The 18,896-nt window shown below is 66.7% G+C and carries 17 protein-coding genes; 5 read left to right on the forward strand and 12 right to left on the reverse strand.

The annotated features are described in order from the left end of the window. Positions 1–2: 2 nt before the first annotated feature. Positions 3–611, reverse strand: coding sequence for a flavin reductase family protein (locus BLW48_RS02400; RefSeq protein ID WP_093172411.1), 609 nt, complete (start codon positions 609–611; stop codon positions 3–5). A gap of 453 nt (positions 612–1,064) precedes the next feature. Between BLW48_RS02400 and BLW48_RS35755 the strand changes: the two genes are divergently transcribed. After that, positions 1,065–1,379, forward strand: coding sequence for a hypothetical protein (locus tag BLW48_RS35755; RefSeq protein WP_093172413.1), 315 nt, complete (start codon positions 1,065–1,067; stop codon positions 1,377–1,379). Here BLW48_RS35755 and BLW48_RS02410 read toward each other — a convergent pair. Continuing rightward, the gene (locus BLW48_RS02410) at positions 1,376–1,996 is read right to left on the reverse strand and encodes a DUF4337 domain-containing protein (RefSeq protein ID WP_093048790.1); all 621 of its coding nucleotides are present in this window, start codon (positions 1,994–1,996) and stop codon (positions 1,376–1,378) included. The genes BLW48_RS35755 and BLW48_RS02410 overlap by 4 nt on opposite strands. A 131-nt stretch (positions 1,997–2,127) precedes the next feature. Here BLW48_RS02410 and BLW48_RS02415 point away from each other — a divergent pair, with 131 nt between their 5' ends. After that, complete coding sequence (locus BLW48_RS02415; protein ID WP_093172415.1) at positions 2,128–3,783, forward strand: SulP family inorganic anion transporter; 1,656 nt, start codon at positions 2,128–2,130, stop codon at positions 3,781–3,783. A 22-nt stretch (positions 3,784–3,805) separates the two neighbouring features. Here BLW48_RS02415 and BLW48_RS02420 read toward each other — a convergent pair whose 3' ends face one another. The 6 genes from BLW48_RS02420 to BLW48_RS02445 form a co-directional block, all read right to left on the reverse strand. Next, positions 3,806–4,435 (reverse strand): hypothetical protein, encoded by a 630-nt coding sequence (locus tag BLW48_RS02420; RefSeq protein ID WP_093048775.1) that lies wholly within the window; start codon positions 4,433–4,435, stop codon positions 3,806–3,808. Beyond that, positions 4,435–6,015, reverse strand: coding sequence for a vWA domain-containing protein (locus BLW48_RS02425; RefSeq protein ID WP_256330678.1), 1,581 nt, complete (start codon positions 6,013–6,015; stop codon positions 4,435–4,437). Before BLW48_RS02425 ends, BLW48_RS02420 begins: the two co-directional genes overlap by 1 nt. After that, the gene (locus tag BLW48_RS02430; protein WP_093172419.1) at positions 6,012–7,262 is read right to left on the reverse strand and encodes a toxic anion resistance protein; all 1,251 of its coding nucleotides are present in this window, start codon (positions 7,260–7,262) and stop codon (positions 6,012–6,014) included. The genes BLW48_RS02425 and BLW48_RS02430 overlap by 4 nt, the downstream gene beginning before the upstream one ends. 32 nt (positions 7,263–7,294) lie before the next feature. Then, positions 7,295–8,419, reverse strand: coding sequence for a hypothetical protein (locus BLW48_RS02435; protein ID WP_093172421.1), 1,125 nt, complete (start codon positions 8,417–8,419; stop codon positions 7,295–7,297). A gap of 74 nt (positions 8,420–8,493) precedes the next feature. Beyond that, entirely contained in the window at positions 8,494–9,786 is a 1,293-nt protein-coding gene (locus tag BLW48_RS02440) for an aminotransferase class V-fold PLP-dependent enzyme (RefSeq protein WP_093075821.1), read from the reverse strand. A 3-nt stretch (positions 9,787–9,789) separates the two neighbouring features. Then, on the reverse strand, positions 9,790–10,686 hold the full coding sequence (locus tag BLW48_RS02445) for an amino acid ABC transporter substrate-binding protein (protein ID WP_093172423.1): 897 nt from the start codon (positions 10,684–10,686) through the stop codon (positions 9,790–9,792). 155 nt (positions 10,687–10,841) lie between these two features. Here BLW48_RS02445 and BLW48_RS02450 point away from each other — a divergent pair, with 155 nt between their 5' ends. Next, positions 10,842–11,780, forward strand: a complete 939-nt coding sequence (locus BLW48_RS02450; RefSeq protein WP_093172425.1) for a LysR family transcriptional regulator — start codon at positions 10,842–10,844, stop codon at positions 11,778–11,780. Positions 11,781–11,795: 15 nt separating this feature from the next. Here BLW48_RS02450 and BLW48_RS02455 read toward each other — a convergent pair whose 3' ends face one another. Continuing rightward, positions 11,796–11,981 carry a hypothetical protein gene (locus tag BLW48_RS02455; RefSeq protein WP_093048758.1) on the reverse strand — a complete coding sequence of 62 codons (186 nt, stop codon included), beginning with the start codon at positions 11,979–11,981 and terminating at the stop codon, positions 11,796–11,798. Positions 11,982–12,299: 318 nt separating this feature from the next. On the opposite strand from BLW48_RS02455, the gene BLW48_RS02460 reads away from it, so the two are divergent. Together BLW48_RS02460 and BLW48_RS02465 are read left to right on the forward strand one after the other, a co-directional pair. Then, a complete protein-coding gene (locus tag BLW48_RS02460; protein WP_093172427.1) occupies positions 12,300–13,829 on the forward strand; it encodes an FAD-binding oxidoreductase in 1,530 nt (509 codons plus the stop codon). A 126-nt stretch (positions 13,830–13,955) separates the two neighbouring features. Then, positions 13,956–15,191 carry a lactonase family protein gene (locus BLW48_RS02465; protein WP_093172429.1) on the forward strand — a complete coding sequence of 412 codons (1,236 nt, stop codon included), beginning with the start codon at positions 13,956–13,958 and terminating at the stop codon, positions 15,189–15,191. Here the strand turns inward: BLW48_RS02465 and BLW48_RS02470 are convergent, their stop codons facing one another. The 3 genes from BLW48_RS02470 to BLW48_RS02480 are packed head-to-tail and all read right to left on the reverse strand — an operon-like array spanning position 15,192 to position 18,896. Next, positions 15,192–16,667, reverse strand: a complete 1,476-nt coding sequence (locus tag BLW48_RS02470; protein WP_093172431.1) for an N-acyl-D-amino-acid deacylase family protein — start codon at positions 16,665–16,667, stop codon at positions 15,192–15,194. Continuing rightward, positions 16,664–17,578 (reverse strand): MurR/RpiR family transcriptional regulator, encoded by a 915-nt coding sequence (locus BLW48_RS02475; RefSeq protein WP_093048748.1) that lies wholly within the window; start codon positions 17,576–17,578, stop codon positions 16,664–16,666. The genes BLW48_RS02470 and BLW48_RS02475 overlap by 4 nt, the downstream gene beginning before the upstream one ends. A 10-nt stretch (positions 17,579–17,588) precedes the next feature. Continuing rightward, positions 17,589–18,896 carry an amino acid deaminase gene (locus BLW48_RS02480; protein WP_256330679.1) on the reverse strand — a complete coding sequence of 436 codons (1,308 nt, stop codon included), beginning with the start codon at positions 18,894–18,896 and terminating at the stop codon, positions 17,589–17,591.

Below are 18,896 nucleotides of genomic sequence, written 5' to 3' on the forward strand. Positions count from 1 at the left end.
CTCTAGCGAGACAGCGGCGGCAGTGGCTGCGCGTCGACCGCATCGCCATCGACGATGAAGTGCCCGCCCGCCACGTGGTGCAAGGTGCGCAGTTCGTCGTGCCCGGTGAAGTTCCAGCGACCGTTGGCAAACACGCGCTCATCGGCCTGCGCGGCGATCACCTCGCCAAGGAACAGGTCGTAGCGCTGCTGGATCGAGGGCTCGGGCAGCAGCCGGCATTCGAGCCAGGCCGCGCAGCCTTCGAGCAACGGCGCATCGGTGGCCGTGCCTGTGAAAGTCTCCAGCCCATAGGCGGCGAACTTGTCCTGCCCCGACTTCTCGACGATCTCGCGGCCAGAGCTGTTGCCCAGCGCTTCGGTCAGGTCGAGCTGCGCACGCACCGGCACCTGCAGCGCGAAGCTGCCTGCGCCTTCGAGCAGCACACGCGTCCAGGTGCTCTTGTCGAGCACCACCGCCACCTTGGGCGGATCGAAGTCCAGCGGCATGGCCCAGGCCGCTGCCATGATGTTGCGCTGGCCGCCATGTGCGGCGCTCACTAGCACGGTGGGGCCGTGGTTCAGCAGGCGATAGGCTTTGTTCAGTGCAACAGGCTGGCGGTGGGAGGCGGTCATGGGCGGGGTTGCTCGGGTTAGGGGCATACGCGGGAGGAGACGGTGGCCGTGTGGATGCGGCCACAGCGAAATCGTACCTGTCATGGGCTTGGCTTGTATCGCACTGCAGCATTCCACCGAAGCAGGTCCAACTCCGGGGCTGTGAGGCGCAGGACCATCCCGCCCCTCCTCGAATCACAGGTATCTGCGTGGCTATACTGCGCGCCGTCACGTCAAAAACAGGCGTGATCGGGATTGGCCTCCCGCTGAAATCACTGCGACGCAAGCCGCAGTCACCCCGCAGGGTCTGCGGCTTCGTCGTTCGTGCCTCCAGTTTTGGCGGCTCGATGGGCGGGCGCGAGCCCGGCCGGTTTCACGCAAGTGGTTTCCCGGTAGGCCAACCCGTCGAGCCGCCGCCCCCGATTGGCCTCGGGTGCGTCGGTTTCAGCAAACCGAAACCCTTGGAGGCCATTCATGGCTGCATTCGCTCGCGCGTCCGCGCACGTCTCTTCATTTCCCGAATCTTCTGAAGCCGCCAGCGTTGAATCGCTTGCGCTGCAAGCATGCGATGACATCGACAGTCTTCACGAGGTGCAGCGTGCGTACGTGGGTCTCGAAAAGCTCATCGTTCCACAAGGAGTGAACGATACCGAAGAGGTTTATCCGACCCGCACCGAGCTCAGCGCGCTGGTGCGGGTAGTTAATGAAGAATTGCAGCGGCGGATCGAAACAGCCGGCACCACGATGCAGTCGTTGCGTGTCGCCTTGAGCGAAGGCGGTACGCACTAGATGTGAAACGCCGCCAACCCACCCACCACAAGCCCCGCAGCCGCCACACCGAACATCGCCCGCTCCAGCCATTTCTTCTTCGTCAGCAGCGCAATGGCAGCCAGCGCAATCGACACCTGCAGCACAGTGGTCGCCTGGGCCCACCGATGGTGTTGGTGCATCTGCTCATCAGACTGCGCATCCCACCGGCTCGCCTCCGCCTCCAGCTTCTTCGCCTCGGTCTGGATGTCGGTCTTCTCCTGCTCGTAGCGCGCCACCTTGACCTGCCAGCCCTGCCTGCGGGTGTCGTCGGTCGCGGTGTCGCGCGCGAACTCGGCCAGCGCCTGCTTGGTGCTCTTCGACTGGAAGTAATTCCACTGGTTAGATGCCTCGGTCTTCTTGATCGCGGCGTTGTTCTTGTAGAGGCCGGCGTTGGCCTGCGTGGCCCCGCCCATGTACGAGAAGATCGCGCCGACGGTGGCGATCACGGCGGTGCACACCGCGATCTTGCTCGTCATGCTCATGCCGCCGGAATGCGCTGCTGCTGCGTCGTCATGGCCACCGCCATGGCCGCCTGATGCAGCGTGTTCCAGTTCGTGGTCGTGCGGGCCGTGCACGTGAAAGCCGTGTCCTGACATGGGATCCTTGCTGAAATATGGTTTTTAGGGCGCGCGAGAGTATGCACGGTCGCGCGCCGGTATCCCCCTGCGCCGTCAGGTTCCGGTCCGCTACCCATTGCCAGCATGAAGCGACAACAACAAACTTGCCCATGACCGCAGAAACTCCCCCGATGCCCACGCCCACGACCGCCCCACGCCGCCCTGGCCTTGCCGACATCGTCGCGGGCGTCTCCATTGCGGGCCTGCTGCTGCCCGAGGCGGTGGCTTATTCGGGCATTGCAGGGCTGCCACCCCAGGCCGGCGTGATCGCGCTGTTCGCGGGGCTGCTGGTGTACGGCCTCTTCGGCAGCAGCCGCTTCGCGATCGTCTCGGCCACCTCGTCTTCCGCCGCGGTGCTGTTCGCGGCCACGATGTCGGTGACGGGTGTCGATGCGGTCACGCGGCTTGCGTTGGGCGCGGGCATCGTGCTGCTGGCCGGGGTGTTCTTCGTGATTGCGGGCATCGCCCGACTCGGCGCTGTGTCTAGCCTGATCGCCAAGCCGGTGCTGCGCGGCTTCGCACTCGGGCTGGCGCTCACCATCGTGGTCAAGCAGTTGCCCAAGGTGCTCGCGGTGCAGCCGGCGCACAGCGATTTCTTCCGCCTTGCCGCGGGGCTGGTGGCCGAATGGCGGCATTGGAATCTTGCGGGCGCGGCCATGGCGCTTGTCGCGCTGGTGCTGCTGCGCGGCCTGGCACGATGGCGCGCGGTGCCGGCGGCCCTGCTGGTGATCGTGGCCGGTATCGTGCTCGACGTGAGCGGCCTGTGCCATGCCTGGGGCGTGGCGGCGGTGGGGCCGATCTCGCTCGACTTCTCGCACCCGGGTGTGCCGCAGCTCGACCGGGAACAGTGGCAGAGCCTCGGCGGGCTGGCCTTCGCGATGGCGCTGATCCTCTATGCCGAGTCTTACGGGTCTATCCGCACCTTTGCGATGCGCCACGGCGACAACGTGTCGGCCAACCGCGACCTGCTGGCGCTCGGCGGCGCGAACCTGCTGTCGGCGCTGTTCCAGGGCATGCCGGTGGGCGCGGGCTATTCGGCCACGTCGGCCAACGAATCGGCCGGTGCGAAGACTCGCGCGGCCGGCATCGTAGCGGGGCTGGTGGTGCTGGTGGCGGTGCTCACGCTGCTGCCGTGGATCGCGCACACGCCCGAGCCGCTGCTGGCAGCCATCGTCATCCACGCGGTGAGCCACACGTTGAGCCCGGCGGCGCTGCGGCCGTACTTTCAGTGGCGGCGCGACCGGCTGGTGGCGCTGGTGGCGATTGCCGCGGTGCTGCTGCTGGGCGTGCTCAACGGGCTGCTGGCTGCCATCGGCGTGAGCCTGCTGTTGCTGCTGCGCGGCTTCTCGCGCACCACGGTGAGCTGGCTCGGGCGGCTGGGCCAGAGCCACGACTTTGTAGACACGGCCCGCCACCCCGAGGCCGTGGTGCCGCCTGGCGTGCTGATCGCGCGGCCCGATGTGCCGCTTTTCTTCGGCAATGCGGATGCGGTGTTCGCATCGATCCGCGCACGTATCGACGCGGCGCCGGGCCTGCAGCGCATGGTGCTGAGCCTGGAAGAGTCGGCCGACCTCGACGCGACCAGCATCGAGGCGCTGTGCGACTTCGCAGCCTATGTGCGCGTGCGCGGCGCGCGCCTGTCGCTGGCGCGCGTGAAGGACGACTTGCGCGACCTGCTGGCCAAGGTGAACTCGCCCGATTTGCACGCCGAGGTGTATGCGCCTTGGAGTGTGGACGACGCGGTGCAACCGCAGGCTGCCGCCTGAACTCGCTCGAGCGGCAGGCGCTTCAACCCGCCAGAAAGTCCGGCTGGCGAAACTTCTTTTCAAGAAATTGCCCGTTGGCCACCAGCGCGGCCGCATCGCTCGAAGCGACGTTGGCGACGATCTCGCGCAGCTTTGCATCGAGCAGGCCCAGTTGCTCGCCGAGCAACTGGCGCGCGGTCTTGCCGTCCTTCACCGCATGCGTGATGCGAAAGGCCGGCGGCAGCGCGACATAGTTGGCGAGCGTTTCGGGCAGGTAGCGCAGCACGGTCTCGCGCACGGTGAACAGGTCGTCGCCATGCGAGCCCGTACCGACGAGGCGCGGCAGCACCTCACCCACCGAGCCGCGCACGTTGTCGAGGCTCTTGCGCATGTCTTCGGTGAGGTGCGGCTGCGCCTGCGCGACCACGCGGTCGAGGCGCTCCAGCGTCTGCTCGACGCTGAGGCTGTCTTCGATGCGGCGTTCGAGCTCAGGTGCCCTGCGGCCCAGCAGCCAGCCGGCCACGTACAGGCCGGCAGTGATCAGCAGCCACCCGGTGTCGATGACGCCGGCAAACAGCAGTGCCGGCCCCAGCAGCGCCAGCGCGCAGCCGAGGATGTTGCCGTTGCCGTAGAGAAACAGCAGCGCGCGCAGTTTGAGCGAGCGCTCCGGCATCACTGGTAGCCCCGGATTTCCTTGAACACCTGCCCCAGCTGCAGCTTGCGGCCGTCGAACTCGCGCCCGCCCGAGAGCTGCGCGATCTCCTGCATCTCGCTCACGTTGGCCTCGCCGAAGAGGATGGGGAAGATGCGCGCGGGCAGGCCGCCCGCGGCATAGCGCTCGCGGAACTCGCGCGGCTTCAGGCCCGCGTTGTTCTCGCCGTCGGTCAGCAGCACGATGCTCACGAAGCGGTCGGGCTCGCGCTGCTGTTCCTTGCGCGCCACTTCTTCGGCGGCAGCGAGCGCCGAATAGATGGCCGTGCCCCCGTTGGCAGTCATCGCGTCGGCCTGCTCGCGCAGCGTGGCGCGGGCCGCATCGATCCGGTCGGCATCGAAGCGCACCCACACCGGCTCCTGCACCTCGGTGGAGAAAGTGATCAGCACCACGCGCTCGCGGCTCTGGAAGGCGCTGTAGCGGGCGCTGGCGGTGGTGGCTTCGTCAGCACCCGACAGCAACTTGAGCGCCTCGCGCATCGACGCCAGTCGCTTGCCCGCCATCGAGCCGCTGAGGTCGAGCACGAAGATCGATGTGGCGGGTTTGCGCCATTTCGACTGGTAGGTGCCGAGCACCGCGTCGATCACCTCCAGCCGGTTGGGAAAGCCCAGCTCGGCCACGGCGGCGGTGGGCAGCGCGCTGGCGGCGGCAACCTCGGGGTTGGCGGGGCGCAGGAAGGCGGCCGAGAGTGCATCGCGCTGGAACGGCGCGGCCTTCAGCGTGGCCACGAGCTGGGTGTAGGCCTCGCGCTTGTCGGCGTTGAGCAGCATCAGCGGGTAGTCGGCCGAGATCATGCCGTCGCGCGGGTAGATCAGCGTGAGCTGGTCGGCGGCGGGCAGCTTCTCATTGGCGCGCAGGATCACGGCTTCGTAGTTGACCATCGCGTCGATGGCCGACGGGTCCTTGATGTAGGCATCGGCCAGCCAGCCCGAGCTGCCGGCGGTGAGCTTCTGGCCGGAGAGAAAGGCCTTCAGCGTTTTCTCGTCCACGTCTTGCGCGGTCAGGTCTTCGGTCTTGCCCGCGAGCGCGGAGGCCACGGCGAACAGCGCGCTCATGCCGGTGTTGGAGCTGGTGGCGTTGGTCATGCCGTAGCGCAGCTGGCCTGCGCCTGCGGCCTTCGCGATTTCGGCCCAGCCCGGCGGTTTCTTGTTCCACCCGAGCTGCGCGGCCTTGGCGCTCTTCACGCCGAGCGCGATGCGCGAATAGAAGAGCTTGTCGCGCGCCAGCGGCTTGGTCTGCAGCGCGAGCGCGGGATACGCACCGTTGGGCGGCAGGATCGCGTCGAAGCGCTCGCCGGCGTTGATGCGCTCGACGATGTCGAGCGTGCCGGCGTATGAGAGCTTCACGTCCACGCCGGCTGCCTTTGCGGCGGCGACGATAGGGGCTTCGAGGTCCTTGAGTTCGGAGCCCGCGAGGATGGTGAAGGTCGCGGTGGCTTGCGCGGCCGGCGCGGCGTTCATCGCCTGTGGCGGCTCTTCCTTGCCACAGGCCGCAAGGCCCATCACCAGAGCCAGAGCTAGCAGCCGGGTCAGCAGACTCACAGCGCGACCTCGCCGCGCGGCGACTGCAGCGCCTCTGTCGTTTCCTGGCGGCGCACGCGGTCGAGATAAGTGCGGCTCTTCGCGACTTCATTCGTCAGCGTGTCCACCGTGGTCTGCATGGAGTCGAGCGCCTTGCTCTTGAAGTCGGCAATCGTGTCCATGGTCTGGTAGATGTTGGCGAAGGCCTGCTGCAGCTTGGCGATCTCGATGGTGCTGGAGGCCGCCTGCTGGTGGATGGCGCTGCTCTGGTCGCGCAGCATCTCGCTGGTGCTGGCAATGAGGTTGCCGGTGGTGGCGTTGAGCGCGCTGATCTGGTCGAGCACCAGCTTCTGGTTGGACAGCGCCTGCGCCACGATCACCGCGGTGCGCAACGCGGCCACGGTGGTGGTGGTGGCGCGGTCCACGCCCTTCATCAGCTCCAGGTTGTTCTTGCGGATCATGTCCAGCGCCAGGTAGCCCTGGATGTTCACCGCGAGCTGCGTGAGCAGGTCGGTGACCTTCTGGCGCGAATAGAACAGCATTTCCTCGCGGATCACGCGGGCCTTCTCGGGGTCGGTGGTTTCCAGCGCGCGGGCCTTGGCGTCGAGCTGGCCGTCGAGGGCCTTGCCGATGTGCACGTATTTCTCGAGCCGCTCCATCAGCGTCCAGAGGTTGACCTTCTCCTGCTCGATGGCGGTGTTGTCGCGCAGCAGCTCGTCCTTGCCGCGCTTGAGCGATTCGATGATGGCGTTCAGGTGAGTCTGCGACGACTGGTAGCGCTCGAAGTACGCCAGCAGCTTGTTGCCCAGCGGAATGATGCCCAGCAGCTTGCGCGCCGAGAACAGGTCGCCCTGCTTCGAGGGGTCGAGGTCTTCCACCTGGTGGCGCAGGTCGATCAGCGACTGGCCGATCTGCGCGCCCTTGTCGAACAGTCCGTTGCGCAGCGAACCCACGGGCCGGTCGAGCATGCGGTTGGAGACCGATGCAGAGGCCTCGATGTCCTTGTTGCCCATCGAGTGGATGCGCTCCACGGCTTCCTTGAACTGCGGATGCTGGCTGTCGTGCGCGGTGATGTCGTCGATGAAGCGCGCCACCTGCGCGTCGAGCTCGGCCACGTCCTCGGGCTTCAGGCGCACCTTGCCGCTGGCCGACTCGACCGGCACCAGGGCAACGGGCGCGGGCGGTTCGAGCGTGAAGGCCTGCGGCGGCTGCAGGTCGATGGGCGCGGGGGCCGTTGCGGTGGTGGTTGCGGTGACAGGCGCGTTCATGAATGCGTTCCTTGGTTCAGTCGTTCGGTCGTTCACTTGAAGCGGGCTTCGATGCCCGTGGTCATTCGCTCGAGCCACTCGAAGCTCGGCGGGTCGATCACGTCGACCAGCACGTCGGGCACCTTCACGCCGCGCGCGGCCCAGGTTTCGGGGCCCTTGGCGTCGCCGCCGGTGCGGTAGCCGTATTCGTGCGCGAGCTCGCGCAGGGCCGGGTCGTTTTCCAATGCCGCGCCGAGTCGCGCGCCGCCGGGCGTGTAGGGCACCAGCACGTGCTTCGAATAGACGGTGGGCTTGGGGTAGAGCAGCACCATGTCGCTCTTGAGGCGGTCGGGGTTCTTGAGCCAGAACTCGACCATCTGCGATTCGTAGGCCACCAGCAGCGGCGCCTTGCCCATGCCGAGTGCGAGGTAGTCCTCGAAGGGGCCCGCCGACGACTGCTCCTGGAAACCCTGGCGCAGGAAGAGCGGCGCCACGACGGGCATGACGCGGTCCACGTCTTCCTGGCTCTGCACGATCTGCTGGCTGTTGGCGAGGTAGCTCGCGAGCGCAAGGTACATGGCCGCCGAGTTGGAAGTGCGCACGTCGGTCGAGTTGATGAGCAGCGACTTGCTGGTGGAAAACGCGCTGCTGGCCTTGAGCTCCTTCCAGCGCGTGCCCTTCTCGATCATGGCCATCAGGCCCGGCAGGTCGACCACGTAGTAGAAGTCGCCCTGCTTCTGCGCGATGCCGTTGGCCACGAGGATCTCGGCAATCGGCCGCCAGCTGGCCAGCACGATGGGCGTGTAGAACGGGTTGAAGACGTTAGGCGCCTTGGCCAGCGTCTTGAGCTGCGCCGCAGCGGGCGCGCCCGAGGGAAAGCCGAAGTCGAACTTGGTGGCGTCGTAGCGGCTGGCAATGGCACGCGAACCTGCCTTCTCGACGGTGACAGTGATGCCCTGCGCGGCCAGCGCCTTCTGCACGCGCGGGTCGGCAAAGAAGGTCTCTTTTTCGGAGCCGATCAGGCCGCGCAGCGTGACCTGTTTCTGCTGCTCGATGCGCGCGGCGGCGGCGGTGGCCGATTCATCGTGCAGGCGGGTGTTCGAATACCAGACGCCGGACCCGACCGCGGCCAGCAGGACGACGGCCAGCGCTGGTGCGATCAGCTTGCGGATTTCCAAATCTCATGCTCCTCTCCCCCTGTGAACGGGGGTAGAGAAACATGCTAACTACCGAATATGACGGTTTGTGACAGTCAGATGTCGGTGGCTATTTCCTGGGTGATCCGCAGGAATTTCTCGATGTCGGCGACGGAATTGCAATGCAGCGGCGACACCCGAACGGTGCCCGCGAGCCCGAAGGACTCGAGCATGCGCTTCGAGTAGATGCTGGTCGCCACACGCTCGTAGACGGTCACGCCGCGCTTGCCGTACTCGACCACCGCCTGCGTGCAGTCGATACGGTCGAAGCCGATGCCCAGGATCAGGTCGCGCTTCGTCAGGTCTTCGTGATCGAGGAAGACGTTGACGCCCTTCATCTCCCGCATGCCGGTGGCGTTCGCGTTGCCGTCGAGCAGCAGCGCCAGCAGCGCGCGCTCGTGCAGTTCGATGTGCGTGATGCCGGCGATGAACAGTGCGCGCCGGTCGGTGGCGTCGCTGAAGTGGCCGCCCAGCCAGCAAACGTAGTCGACGATTTCCGTGAGCACCGCGAACTGCCACGGCGCCGCGCTGCCCAGGTCCCAGTAGTCGGGCTTCTTGCCCGCCAGCTTGTGGTGCGGCAGCACGGCCGCGCGCTCGGACACCCACGAGAGCCCCGAGCCCCGGCAGCCGAAGAACTTGTAGGGCGCGAGGTTGATGCCGTCCACCGGCGTCTTCTGCAGGTCGATGAGGCCGTGCGGCGCGTGCTGCACGGCGTCCACCAGGATGTACAGGTCGGGCTTGATCTCGCGCGCGCGGCGCACGATTTCGGCCATGTCGAGCTTGGCGCCGGAGATGTTCGACGCGTAGATCACGTTGAGCAGGCAGGTATCTTTGTCGACCAGCCGCACGATCTCTTCCACGTCGACGCCACCGGTGACGGGGTTACTCTGCGCCACGCGCAGCTCGCGGCCGAGGCGCTGGGCATAGAGGCTCATCGCGTCGAAGGCCGACGGGTGTTCGAGCACGGTGGTGACCATGTTCGTGCCCGGCACGTTCTCCGCGATGGCGCGCACCATGTCGAACATGGCGCCCGAGGCGCTGAACGAGGCGTACACGCTGCCGCCCGTGGCGTTGAGGATGGTGCGCAGGTCGGCGCTGCCCTTGGCCTGGATGTTCTGCAGCTCGACGGCCGTGGCATGGATGCGCTCGGCGTTGTCGGGAATGGCATCGACCTGCGCGAAGCGCTCGACCGCGGCCTTGAGGCGGAACGAACCGCCGGCGTTGTCGAAGTACAGGCGCTCGCGGCCGTGGTGGTCATGGTCGACCTGCAGGAAGCGTGCTTTCACCTCGCGCATCAGCGCATCGGAAAAGGCCTGGCCGCGGTCGGGATCAGGAAGCTGGAGAGTCATCGCTCAGACGCCCTTGTTGTTCGGGTTCTTGTAGATCTCGCGCACCGCGTCCGTCATCGGGAAGTTGAGGTTCGCGTTCTTCGGCGGGATCGGCGACATGAACCACTTGGTGTAGAGCTGCTCGATGGCGCCCGACTTCATCAGGCCCGTGACGGTCTCGTCGACGAGTGCCTTGAACTGCGGGTCGTCCTTGCGCAGCATGATTCCGTAGGGCTCCTGGCGCAGCGATTCCTTCAGGATCTTGTAGTCGCCCGGGTTGGTCGCGCTGGCGATCATGCCGGCGAGCTGCACGTCGTCGAGCACATAGGCGTCGGCGCGGCCGGTGGACAGCAGCAGGAAGCCGTCGGACGTGTCCTTGCCGGCGATCTCGTTCACTTCGATGGTGCCGCTCTTGCGCGCGCCGCGCAGCAACTGGATCGAGGTGCTGCCCGAGACGGTGGCCACGTTCTTGCCGTTGAGGTCGCCCAGTGCATTGATGCCCGAAGCCTTCTTCACCGCGGCAGTGATGTTGGTGACGAAGTGGCTGGGCGCGAAGTCGACCTGCTGCTGGCGCTGCGTGGTGTTTGTGGTGGTGGCGCAGTCGAGGTCGACGGTGCCGTTCTGCAGCAGCGGAATGCGGTTGGTCGAGTTGAGCATGGTGTAGCGCACCTCGATCTTGGCCAGGCCCAGCTTGGCCTTCACGGCATCGACGATCTTCAGGCAGATGTCGTTGGTGAAACCGATGGGCGCGCTGTCGGCGCTGAGCTTGTACGAGAACGGGATCTGGCTGTCGCGCGCGCCGATCTGGATCGTGCCGCTCTCCTTGATCTTCTGCAGCGTGCCGCCGTCCTGGGCGCTGGCGGCGCCGCAGGTGAAGGCAAAGGCAAGTCCGAGCGCGAGGGGCAGTTTCTTGAAGTCCATGGAGAGTTCCTTGAAGAGTCGATGACGTTGGTCGAACGCGGTGGTTTTGGCGAATCTTCTGCCTCGTAATGAATTTCTAAAAGCGATTTTTTGTGATCGAATCGCATGAATAAAAGCGTTCTTTCAGTCAGCCTTCACAGGAGCAACGCACCGTGATGACCTTCAAGCAACTCGAAGCCCTGTACTGGATCGCCCGGCTCGGCGGCTTCGCGCAGGCGGCCAACCAGCTCAACACCTCGCAGTCGGCCATCTCCAAGCGGGTGCACGAGCTGGAGCAGCTGTTCGACACCGAGCTGTTCGACCGCAGCCAGCGCGCCGCGCGGCTCACCGAGAAGGGCGAAGAGATGTTCGTGCTCGCCCGGAAGCTGCTGGAGCAGCGCGACGCCGCCGTCGAGCAGTTCGGCAAGCCCGGCGTGGTGGAGCGCCGCATACGCCTGGGCGTGACCGAGCTCACCGCGATGACGTGGCTGCCGCGGCTGGTGGGCCTCATCCAGCAGCACTATCCCAAGGTGATCCTCGAGCCCGACGTGGACGACAGCCTGCAGCTGCGCGACAAGCTGCTGGCCGACGAGCTCGACCTGGTCATCGTGCCCGACACCTTTGCCGACTCGCGCCTGCCGCACAAGGTCATCGGCCAGGTGAAGAGCGCGTGGATGTGCAAGCCCGGCGTGGTGCCGGCCGGCGGCATCGTGCGACTGCACGAACTGGCGCGCCATCGCATGCTGGTGCAGGGCAACAACTCAGGCACGGGCCGCGCCTACGACGCGTGGATGAAAGAGCAAGGCGTGCAGCCCGCCAACGTGATCGTGGTGAGCAACCTGGTGGCGCTGACCGGGCTCACCGTGTCGGGGCTGGGCGTGAGCTACCTGCCGCGCGAGTGCCTGCAGCCGCTGGTGGCGGCGGGGATGCTTACGGTGATCGACGTGACACCAGCCTTGCCCGTGGTGCGCTACGTGGCGATGCACAAGGGCGAGCACCGCAGCGCGCTCACCTCGTCCATCGTGATGCTGGCGCAGGAATGCTGCGACTTCACGCGGATGTTCCAGGCGCAGGCGGAGGGAGAAGAAGAGGAAACGGAAACGACGCGCGGCTGAATGCGAGCTTCTGTCCTAGCTGTTGTCGTCGACGGGGGACAGGTCCGGATGCAATTGCCGCAGCGCCAGCGACAACCGGAGCACTCGCTCCCGCGCACCCGGCTCACCCCGGGCCAGTGCGCCCAATGCTGCTTCATAGTCGTCAGTGAGCTGCTGCCACAGCTCGAAATCGGCGCCAAGGCCTTCAGCGTCCTTGTCCATCTTTGCTCCAAGTCGGAATTCGACGGCCGGTGAGTGCGTCAGTTTGACCGATTTTTGCCGGGAGCGTTAGAACTTTAGGGGTCGTGGGGTCATATCCAACTGGATACGACGCAGTGCCGGTACCGCGGCCCCTGACTTTGAGGGGCACCGATTCGGGGTTGTCCTTATGAAAATATCTTTCAAACAATCCAATAATTGACGTCAATATAGGCGGCGTAGCGCGATATTTTCGTCAAATCAAGGAAATTAAGAAAAAGCCTTTCATTTCAGGCGCCTGCTTCCCGCTCACCGTCGCAAGACGACCATCAGAAAGTGCCCATGACCATCACCGTGACACGCCAGGATGCTCGCTACAACACCCTGAAAAAGGGTTTCAACCTGCGATGGCCTGCAACGGAGTCAGACGCCGCTTCGCGCATCGAACTGGCGGAGAACGCCGGCGATGCGGCCGCCGCCCTGCAGCGCATCGTCGATGCAGGCCTTCGGCCCACGTTGCGCAGTGGTGGGCATTGTTATGAAGACTTCGTCTCCAACAACCCCGACGGCGCGATCCTCGACCTGAGCCTGCTCAACCAGGCGAGCCCCGCCAGCGGCGACGGGCGCTACCGTGTCGGCCCCGGCACGCAGAACTGGAACGAATACCTCGACCTGTACAAGCGCAGCAACGTCACGCTGCCCGGCGGCTCCTGCTACTCGGTCGGCGCGGGCGGGCACATCTGCGGCGGCGGCTACGGCCTGCTGTCGCGCCTGCAGGGGCTGACGGTCGATTGGCTTTCCGCCGTCGACATCCTCACGGTCGACTCCCGCGGCAAGGTGGTGCCGCGCACCGTGGATGCGCGCCGCGAGCCCGATCTGTTCCGCGCATGCCGTGGCGCGGGCGGCGGCAACTTCGGCGCGATCACCAGCTACGTGTTCGACACCCTGCCGCCCGCGCCGCGCGAGGTTGCGCTGGCAGTGGTTGCCTTCGACTGGGCCACCATGACGCCCGAGCGCTTTGCCATCCTGCTCTCCACCTACGGCGAATACTGGGCAACCCGCGGCAAGTCGCCGGACACCTGGGGCATGTTCTCGCTGCTCAAGCTCACGCATCGCTCGTCGGGCCAGATCGTGATGCTGACGCAGTTCTGCAACCCCGACGGCACCTGCAACGACCTGACGGTGCTCAACGAATTCCTCGATCGCTTTCGCGCCTGCGCGCCGGTGCCCGCCAAGGGCCGGCCGCCGGGCGTGGGCCCGGCCCCGCAACGCGACGCGGGGCAGTTGCTGTGCTCCAAGCCGCACACGGTGACACGCTACGACTGGCTCACGGCCACGCAGTACCTCAACGGTTCGGGCGACAACCAGCGCGGCAAATACAAATCGGCCTACATGAAGCAGAACTTCAGCACCCGCGAGGCGCAGCGCATCTACACGCACCTGACGCGCGTGATGCCGGGCGTCGATCTCAGCCAGTCGCTGGTGCAGGTCGATTCGTACGGCGGCGCCGTCAACAAGCCCGAGCGCATCGCCGACACCGCAGTGCCGCAGCGCGCTTCGATCATGAAGCTGCAGTACCAGACCTACTGGCGCGATGCGAAGGACGATGCCGGCCACCTGCGCTGGATCGGCGATTTCTACCGCGACGTGTACGGCACGCCCGACGTACCCGAGCGCTACGCCGGCACGCCCTACCCTGGCGAGCGCTACGAGGGCTGCTACATCAACTACCCGGACAGCGACATGCTGGCCTACCCTTTCTGGTCGCAGCTCTACTACGGCGACCAGGGGCTCTATGACTTCCTGCGGAAGGTGAAGCGTCGGTATGACCCGAACAACATCTTTCACCATGCAATGTCTGTACGGCCTTGAGATGAGCCATCGCTCTTGTTTGGGGCGCGATCACGCCGACGGGGGACATTCGCGGAGGGGAGTACCCGGTGTCATTCGCACACACCCTGAACAGCAACCACTGAGCCAAATCACAAGAGGAATCTCATGACACATCGCCCCCAACGCCGCACAGTCATGCAATGGATCGGCGGCACCTCCGCCCTTGGTGCCCTGACGCCATGGCTGCCTGCCAACGCGCAAACCCCAGACGCCGCAGCCACCAGTCGCAGCACACTCACACCGCGTTTCGCCTATGTCGGCACCTACACCAGCGACGCACCGGGCGGCACAGCCGGCGGACCAGCATCGAAGGGCATCTATGTGCTCGCCATCAATGACGGTGCCTGGACGCAAGTGCAAGCGGTCCCAAGCGCGAACCCCTCGTTTCTCGCCGTGCACCCCAGCCAGCGCTTCCTGTACGCGATCAACGAGATCGACACCTACCAGGGCCTGCCCACCGGAACGGCCGAAGCCTATGCCATCGATGAGCGCAACGGCCGCCTGACACTGATCAACCGCCAGCCGCTGTCGCTGTCAGGCGTGATCCCGGCGCACTTGGCAGTGTCGCCCGACGGGCGCGCCCTGGTCGTGGCCCTGTATGGCGGCGGCGCCTACAACGTGCTGCCGATCGGTGCGGACGGCAAGCTCGGCAAGGTATCGAGCATCGAAAAGGAAACCGGCTCCGGCCCCGACACAGAACGACAGGAGTCGCCACACCCGCACATGGTGCAGTTCGACGCCTCGGGCCAGCGCGTGCTAGCCACCGACCTCGGCAGCGACCGCATCAACGTCTTCACGCTCACCGACGGCAAGCTGGCACTGGTCGGCCGCACTGCCACGCAGCCCGGCAGCGGCCCGCGCCACCTGGCGCTGCATCCGTCGCAACGCTTCCTGTACCTGGTGAACGAACTCGACGCCACAGTCGCCTGCTTCGGCTACGACGCGGCCAGCGGCCTGATAGACGGACAACGCCAGCGGATCTCGACAGCGCCGCAAGACTTCACCGGCCAGAAAAACTCGGCGGCGCTGGTGATGCATCCCTCGGGGCAGTTTCTCTACGCGAGCAACCGCCGGCTGAAGTCGGAACATCCGCTGGCCGACAGCATTGCAGCATTCCGCGTCGATGCAACCAGCGGCACGCTGACACCGCTGCAGCACTGGAGCGAAGGCCTGCGCTTCCCTCGCGCGCTCGCGATGGCGCCCAGTGGCAGTCACCTCTACGCGCTCAGCCAGAAAGGCGACGCCATCCTGCGCCTGCGCATCGACCCCGCGAACGGCAAGCTGGACCAGCCGGTGCAGGTGGCACAAGTGCCGACGCCGGCCTGCCTGGTGTTCGCCTGATCAGCTCCCGCGCGTGAGCATCCGCCCCGCGCGCGCCAGCACCCGTGCTTCGGCCTCGCCGCCGCGGTAGGCCAGCACGCCGTTCACGAACACGCGCTCCACGCCCAGGCTCACGCCGTGCGGCTGGTCGTAGGTCGCGGTGTCGGCGATGGTCTCGGGGTCGAACACCACCACATCGGCCATCGCGCCGGTGCGCAGCAGGCCGCGGTCGGCGATGCGCAGGTTGCGCGCGGTCATGCCGGTCATCTTGTGCACGGCCTGCTCCAGCGTGAACAGCCTGCGCTGGCGCCAGTAGCGCGCAAACACGCGAGGGAAAGCCCCCCACAGGCGCGGATGCGGATGCCGGTCGTGCGGCAGGCCGTCGCTGCCGATCATGGTGAGCGGGTGCGCGATGACACGCTCCACGTCTTCCTCCTGCATCTGGAAGTAGCAGGCGCCGCCCGGTTTCAGGCGCAGGCAGGCTTCCTGCTCGGTGACGCCCCACTCGCGCGCGATGTCGGAGACCAGGCGCCCCGTCATCTCCGGATGCGGGTCGGACCAAGTGAGCAGCACGTCGATCACGCCATCGACAAGATCCTCGCGCAGCACGGTCGAGCCGGCCACGTAGGGGTACACGTCCATCGCGATCTTCTGGCGCTGCGCCAGCGACTCGATCAGCGGCAGCGTCTCCTTCGTGCGGCCCCAGTTGGCGGGGCCGGCGCACTTGTGGTGCGAAATGACGAGCGGCACGCCGGCATTGAAAGCCGAGTCGCCAGCCTCGTGCAGCGCCTCGATGATCTGCTGCATCTCGCTGCGCAGGTGCGTGGCGTACACGCCGCCATGACGTGCCACGACGCGCGCCAGCGCCGTCACTTCTTCGGCGGGCGCAGCAAAGGCCTCTTCGTAGAACAGTCCCGACGACATGCCGTGCGCACCGTCGGCCATGCAGCTGTCGAGCAGCGCTTCCATGCGCGCCATCTCATCGGCGCTGGCGGGCCGGTCCAGCGCTTCCATGGTGGCGAAGCGCAGCGTGGTGTGGCCGACCAGCGCTGCCACGTTGAGCGCGGGCTGCGTCGCGTCGACCGCCGCGCGGTACTCGGCCATGGTCGCGTGCTTGAACGAATCGGCGCCCAGCAGCGTGAGCGGCGGCAGCGACTGCGGCGTGCGGTACGGCGCGAGCGAGATGCCGCAGTTGCCCGTCACCACCGTGGTGATGCCCTGCGACACCTTGGGCAGGCACAGCGGGTCGCGCAGCACGATGGCGTCGTCGTGCGTGTGCGCGTCGATGAAGCCAGGGGCGATGACCTTGGCGCGGCAGTCGACGATCTCGACGTCGGCCAGCGCGAGGCCATCGGGCAGCCGCTCGCGCAGGCCTTCGCCGAGCGCGACGATGCGGTCGCCCTGCAGCAGTACGTCGCCGGGCCACGAAGGGCCGCCCGAGCCGTCGACCACCAGGCCAGCTTCGAGCAGGATGGCCTTGCCTGTCGTCGCACTCACGATGCAGCTCCCTTGTTGCTGTTGATGCCGCCGCCGTCCCAGCTTTGCAGCGGGTGCGTGGTGGCGTCGATGCCGTGGCGCTGGAAGGCCTCGCGCGCGCGCTGAAGGCGCTGCACGGCGGGTTCGCCGCGGCGCTGGGCCACGAGCACGGTAAGGATCTCTATGGCAGTGAGGTGCGTCAGGTAGGCATCGATGCCCACATGCATCACCGCGTCATCGGGCACCGACAGGCCGAGCAGAAAGTCGGCCTTGGCCGCGAGCGCCGTGCCGGGTCGCGTCAGCGCAACCACCTTGGCGCCCTGCCCGCGCGCGATGTCCACCGCGTCGAGCAGCGAGGGCATGCCGCCCACGTGCGAGATGGCGATGACCACGCCGCCCGGCCGCTGCGCCGCGCCGGCCACCTGCTGCAGGTGGTAGTCGGCCCAGGCATTGGCCGACAGGCCGAGCCTGAAGAGCCGCGCCTGAAGGTCGTTGGCCATGAACCATGATGTGGCGCCCGCGCCGTACAGGTCGACGTGCGGCGCGGCCGCAATCGCCGCCACGGCGCCGTCGAGCACCTGCATGTCGAGTTGGCCGCGCACGCCCGAGACCGATGCCGCAGCGCTGCGCGCGATCTTGCCGACCACTTCGTCGGCCGCGTCCTCGATGTTCACGCGGCGGTGCAGCGGCGAGCCACCGAGCGCCAGCTCCTGCGCGAGCGCGAGCTTGAATTCGCGCAGGCCAGCAAAGCCGAGGTCGCGGCAGGTGCGCATGATGGTAGGCACCGAACTGCGCGAGCGCTCGGCCAGCTGCTCGAAGCTCTCTTCGAGCACACGGTCGGGGTCTTCGAGGATCAGGTCGAGAATCGCGCGCCGCGTCGCCGGGGCGTCGCTGCGGATCTGCGCGATTTTCTGAAGCAGGGAGGGTGTCATCGCAGCGTGCTCAGAAGTGCATGGCGACGGCGTCGCTCACGCGGTAGTCGTTCTCGACCACGGGCATCCAGTGCCATTTGTCGAAGGTGGTGCAGGGGTGCGAAATGCCAAGGCCGACGCGGTCGCCGACCTTGGGCGCTTCGGCTTCCTCGTTCGCGTCCCAGCGCAGGTAGGCGTGCTGGTCGTTGAGCGCGGTGATCTTCCAGCCCGCGGGCACGGCCTGCGGTTGCAACACGCCGCGCGCCGCGCGCGCGATGGGCACGGGCAGCGAGAGATCGAAGGAAATGTCGCGCTTGCCGACCGCAAGAATCGCCAGGCCCGGCTCGGGGCGCGATTGCACCGTGGCCCAGACTTCCATCGCCGGCACCAGGCTCTCGCCACAGCCGCAGCCCAGGCGCTCATCGACCGCGCTCACCATGCGCTTGTAGAAGCCATGGTCGTGCGTGACGTAGCAGCCCGAGCGCAGCAGGCCGCGCACCGGCGCGCCGAGCGCGGGCTTCAGGCGCCCTGCCACGAGGTCGAAGATGGCCGAGCCACCGGCCGAAACCAGCACCTCGTCGGCCTCGAAAAGCTTGTTGGTGTCGCAGTGGCGTGCCACGGCTTCCACACGGTCCATCAGCGTCTTCGCGTAGGCCGCATCGGGCTCGCTCTGGCCGGTGGCGCCCTGCCCTTCGTAGCACTCGATGCCCACGAGCTTGACCGCATCGCTCGCGCGCAGCCGTGTGGCCAGCTCCACGGCTTGCTCGTGCGTACGGCAGCCGGTGCGCGCGCCATCGACGCCGATCTCGATCATCACCTCGAAAGGCACGCTCGCGGGGTGGCGCTTCGCCCAGTCCTCTATCAGCGCGAGCTGCGCCAGCGAATCGACCAGGAACACGATGCGCAGGCCGGCATGCGCGTGCAGCAGCATCTGGATGCCCGCGAGGTCTTCGTCGCTCACCACCTGGTTGGCGATGACCGTACGGCGCGCGCCGGCCGCCACGCCCACGGCCAGCTGCGTGACGGTGGCGAAGGTCAGGCCCCAGGCACCGGCGTCGAGCTGGCGCTGGAAGAGCTGCGGCGACATGGTGGTCTTGCCATGCGGCGCGAGGTCGATGCCCCATTCGCGCACGCGCGACTGCATCCAGGCGAGGTTGTGTTCGAGCGCCTCGCGCTTGAGCACGGCCAGCGGCAGCGGCAGGTCACCGGCGAGCACGTTCCATCCGGCGGCGCCGATCTCGCTGCGGCGGCGCGGCGCCTGGGTGCGCGGGTAGCCCTTGAAGTTGCTGCCCAGCAGCGGGTCGTTGAAATCGTTGGCGGCGACGGCTTTGTCGGTCAT

Source organism: Variovorax sp. YR266, assembly GCF_900107295.1.
Lineage (GTDB): Bacteria > Pseudomonadota > Gammaproteobacteria > Burkholderiales > Burkholderiaceae_C > Variovorax.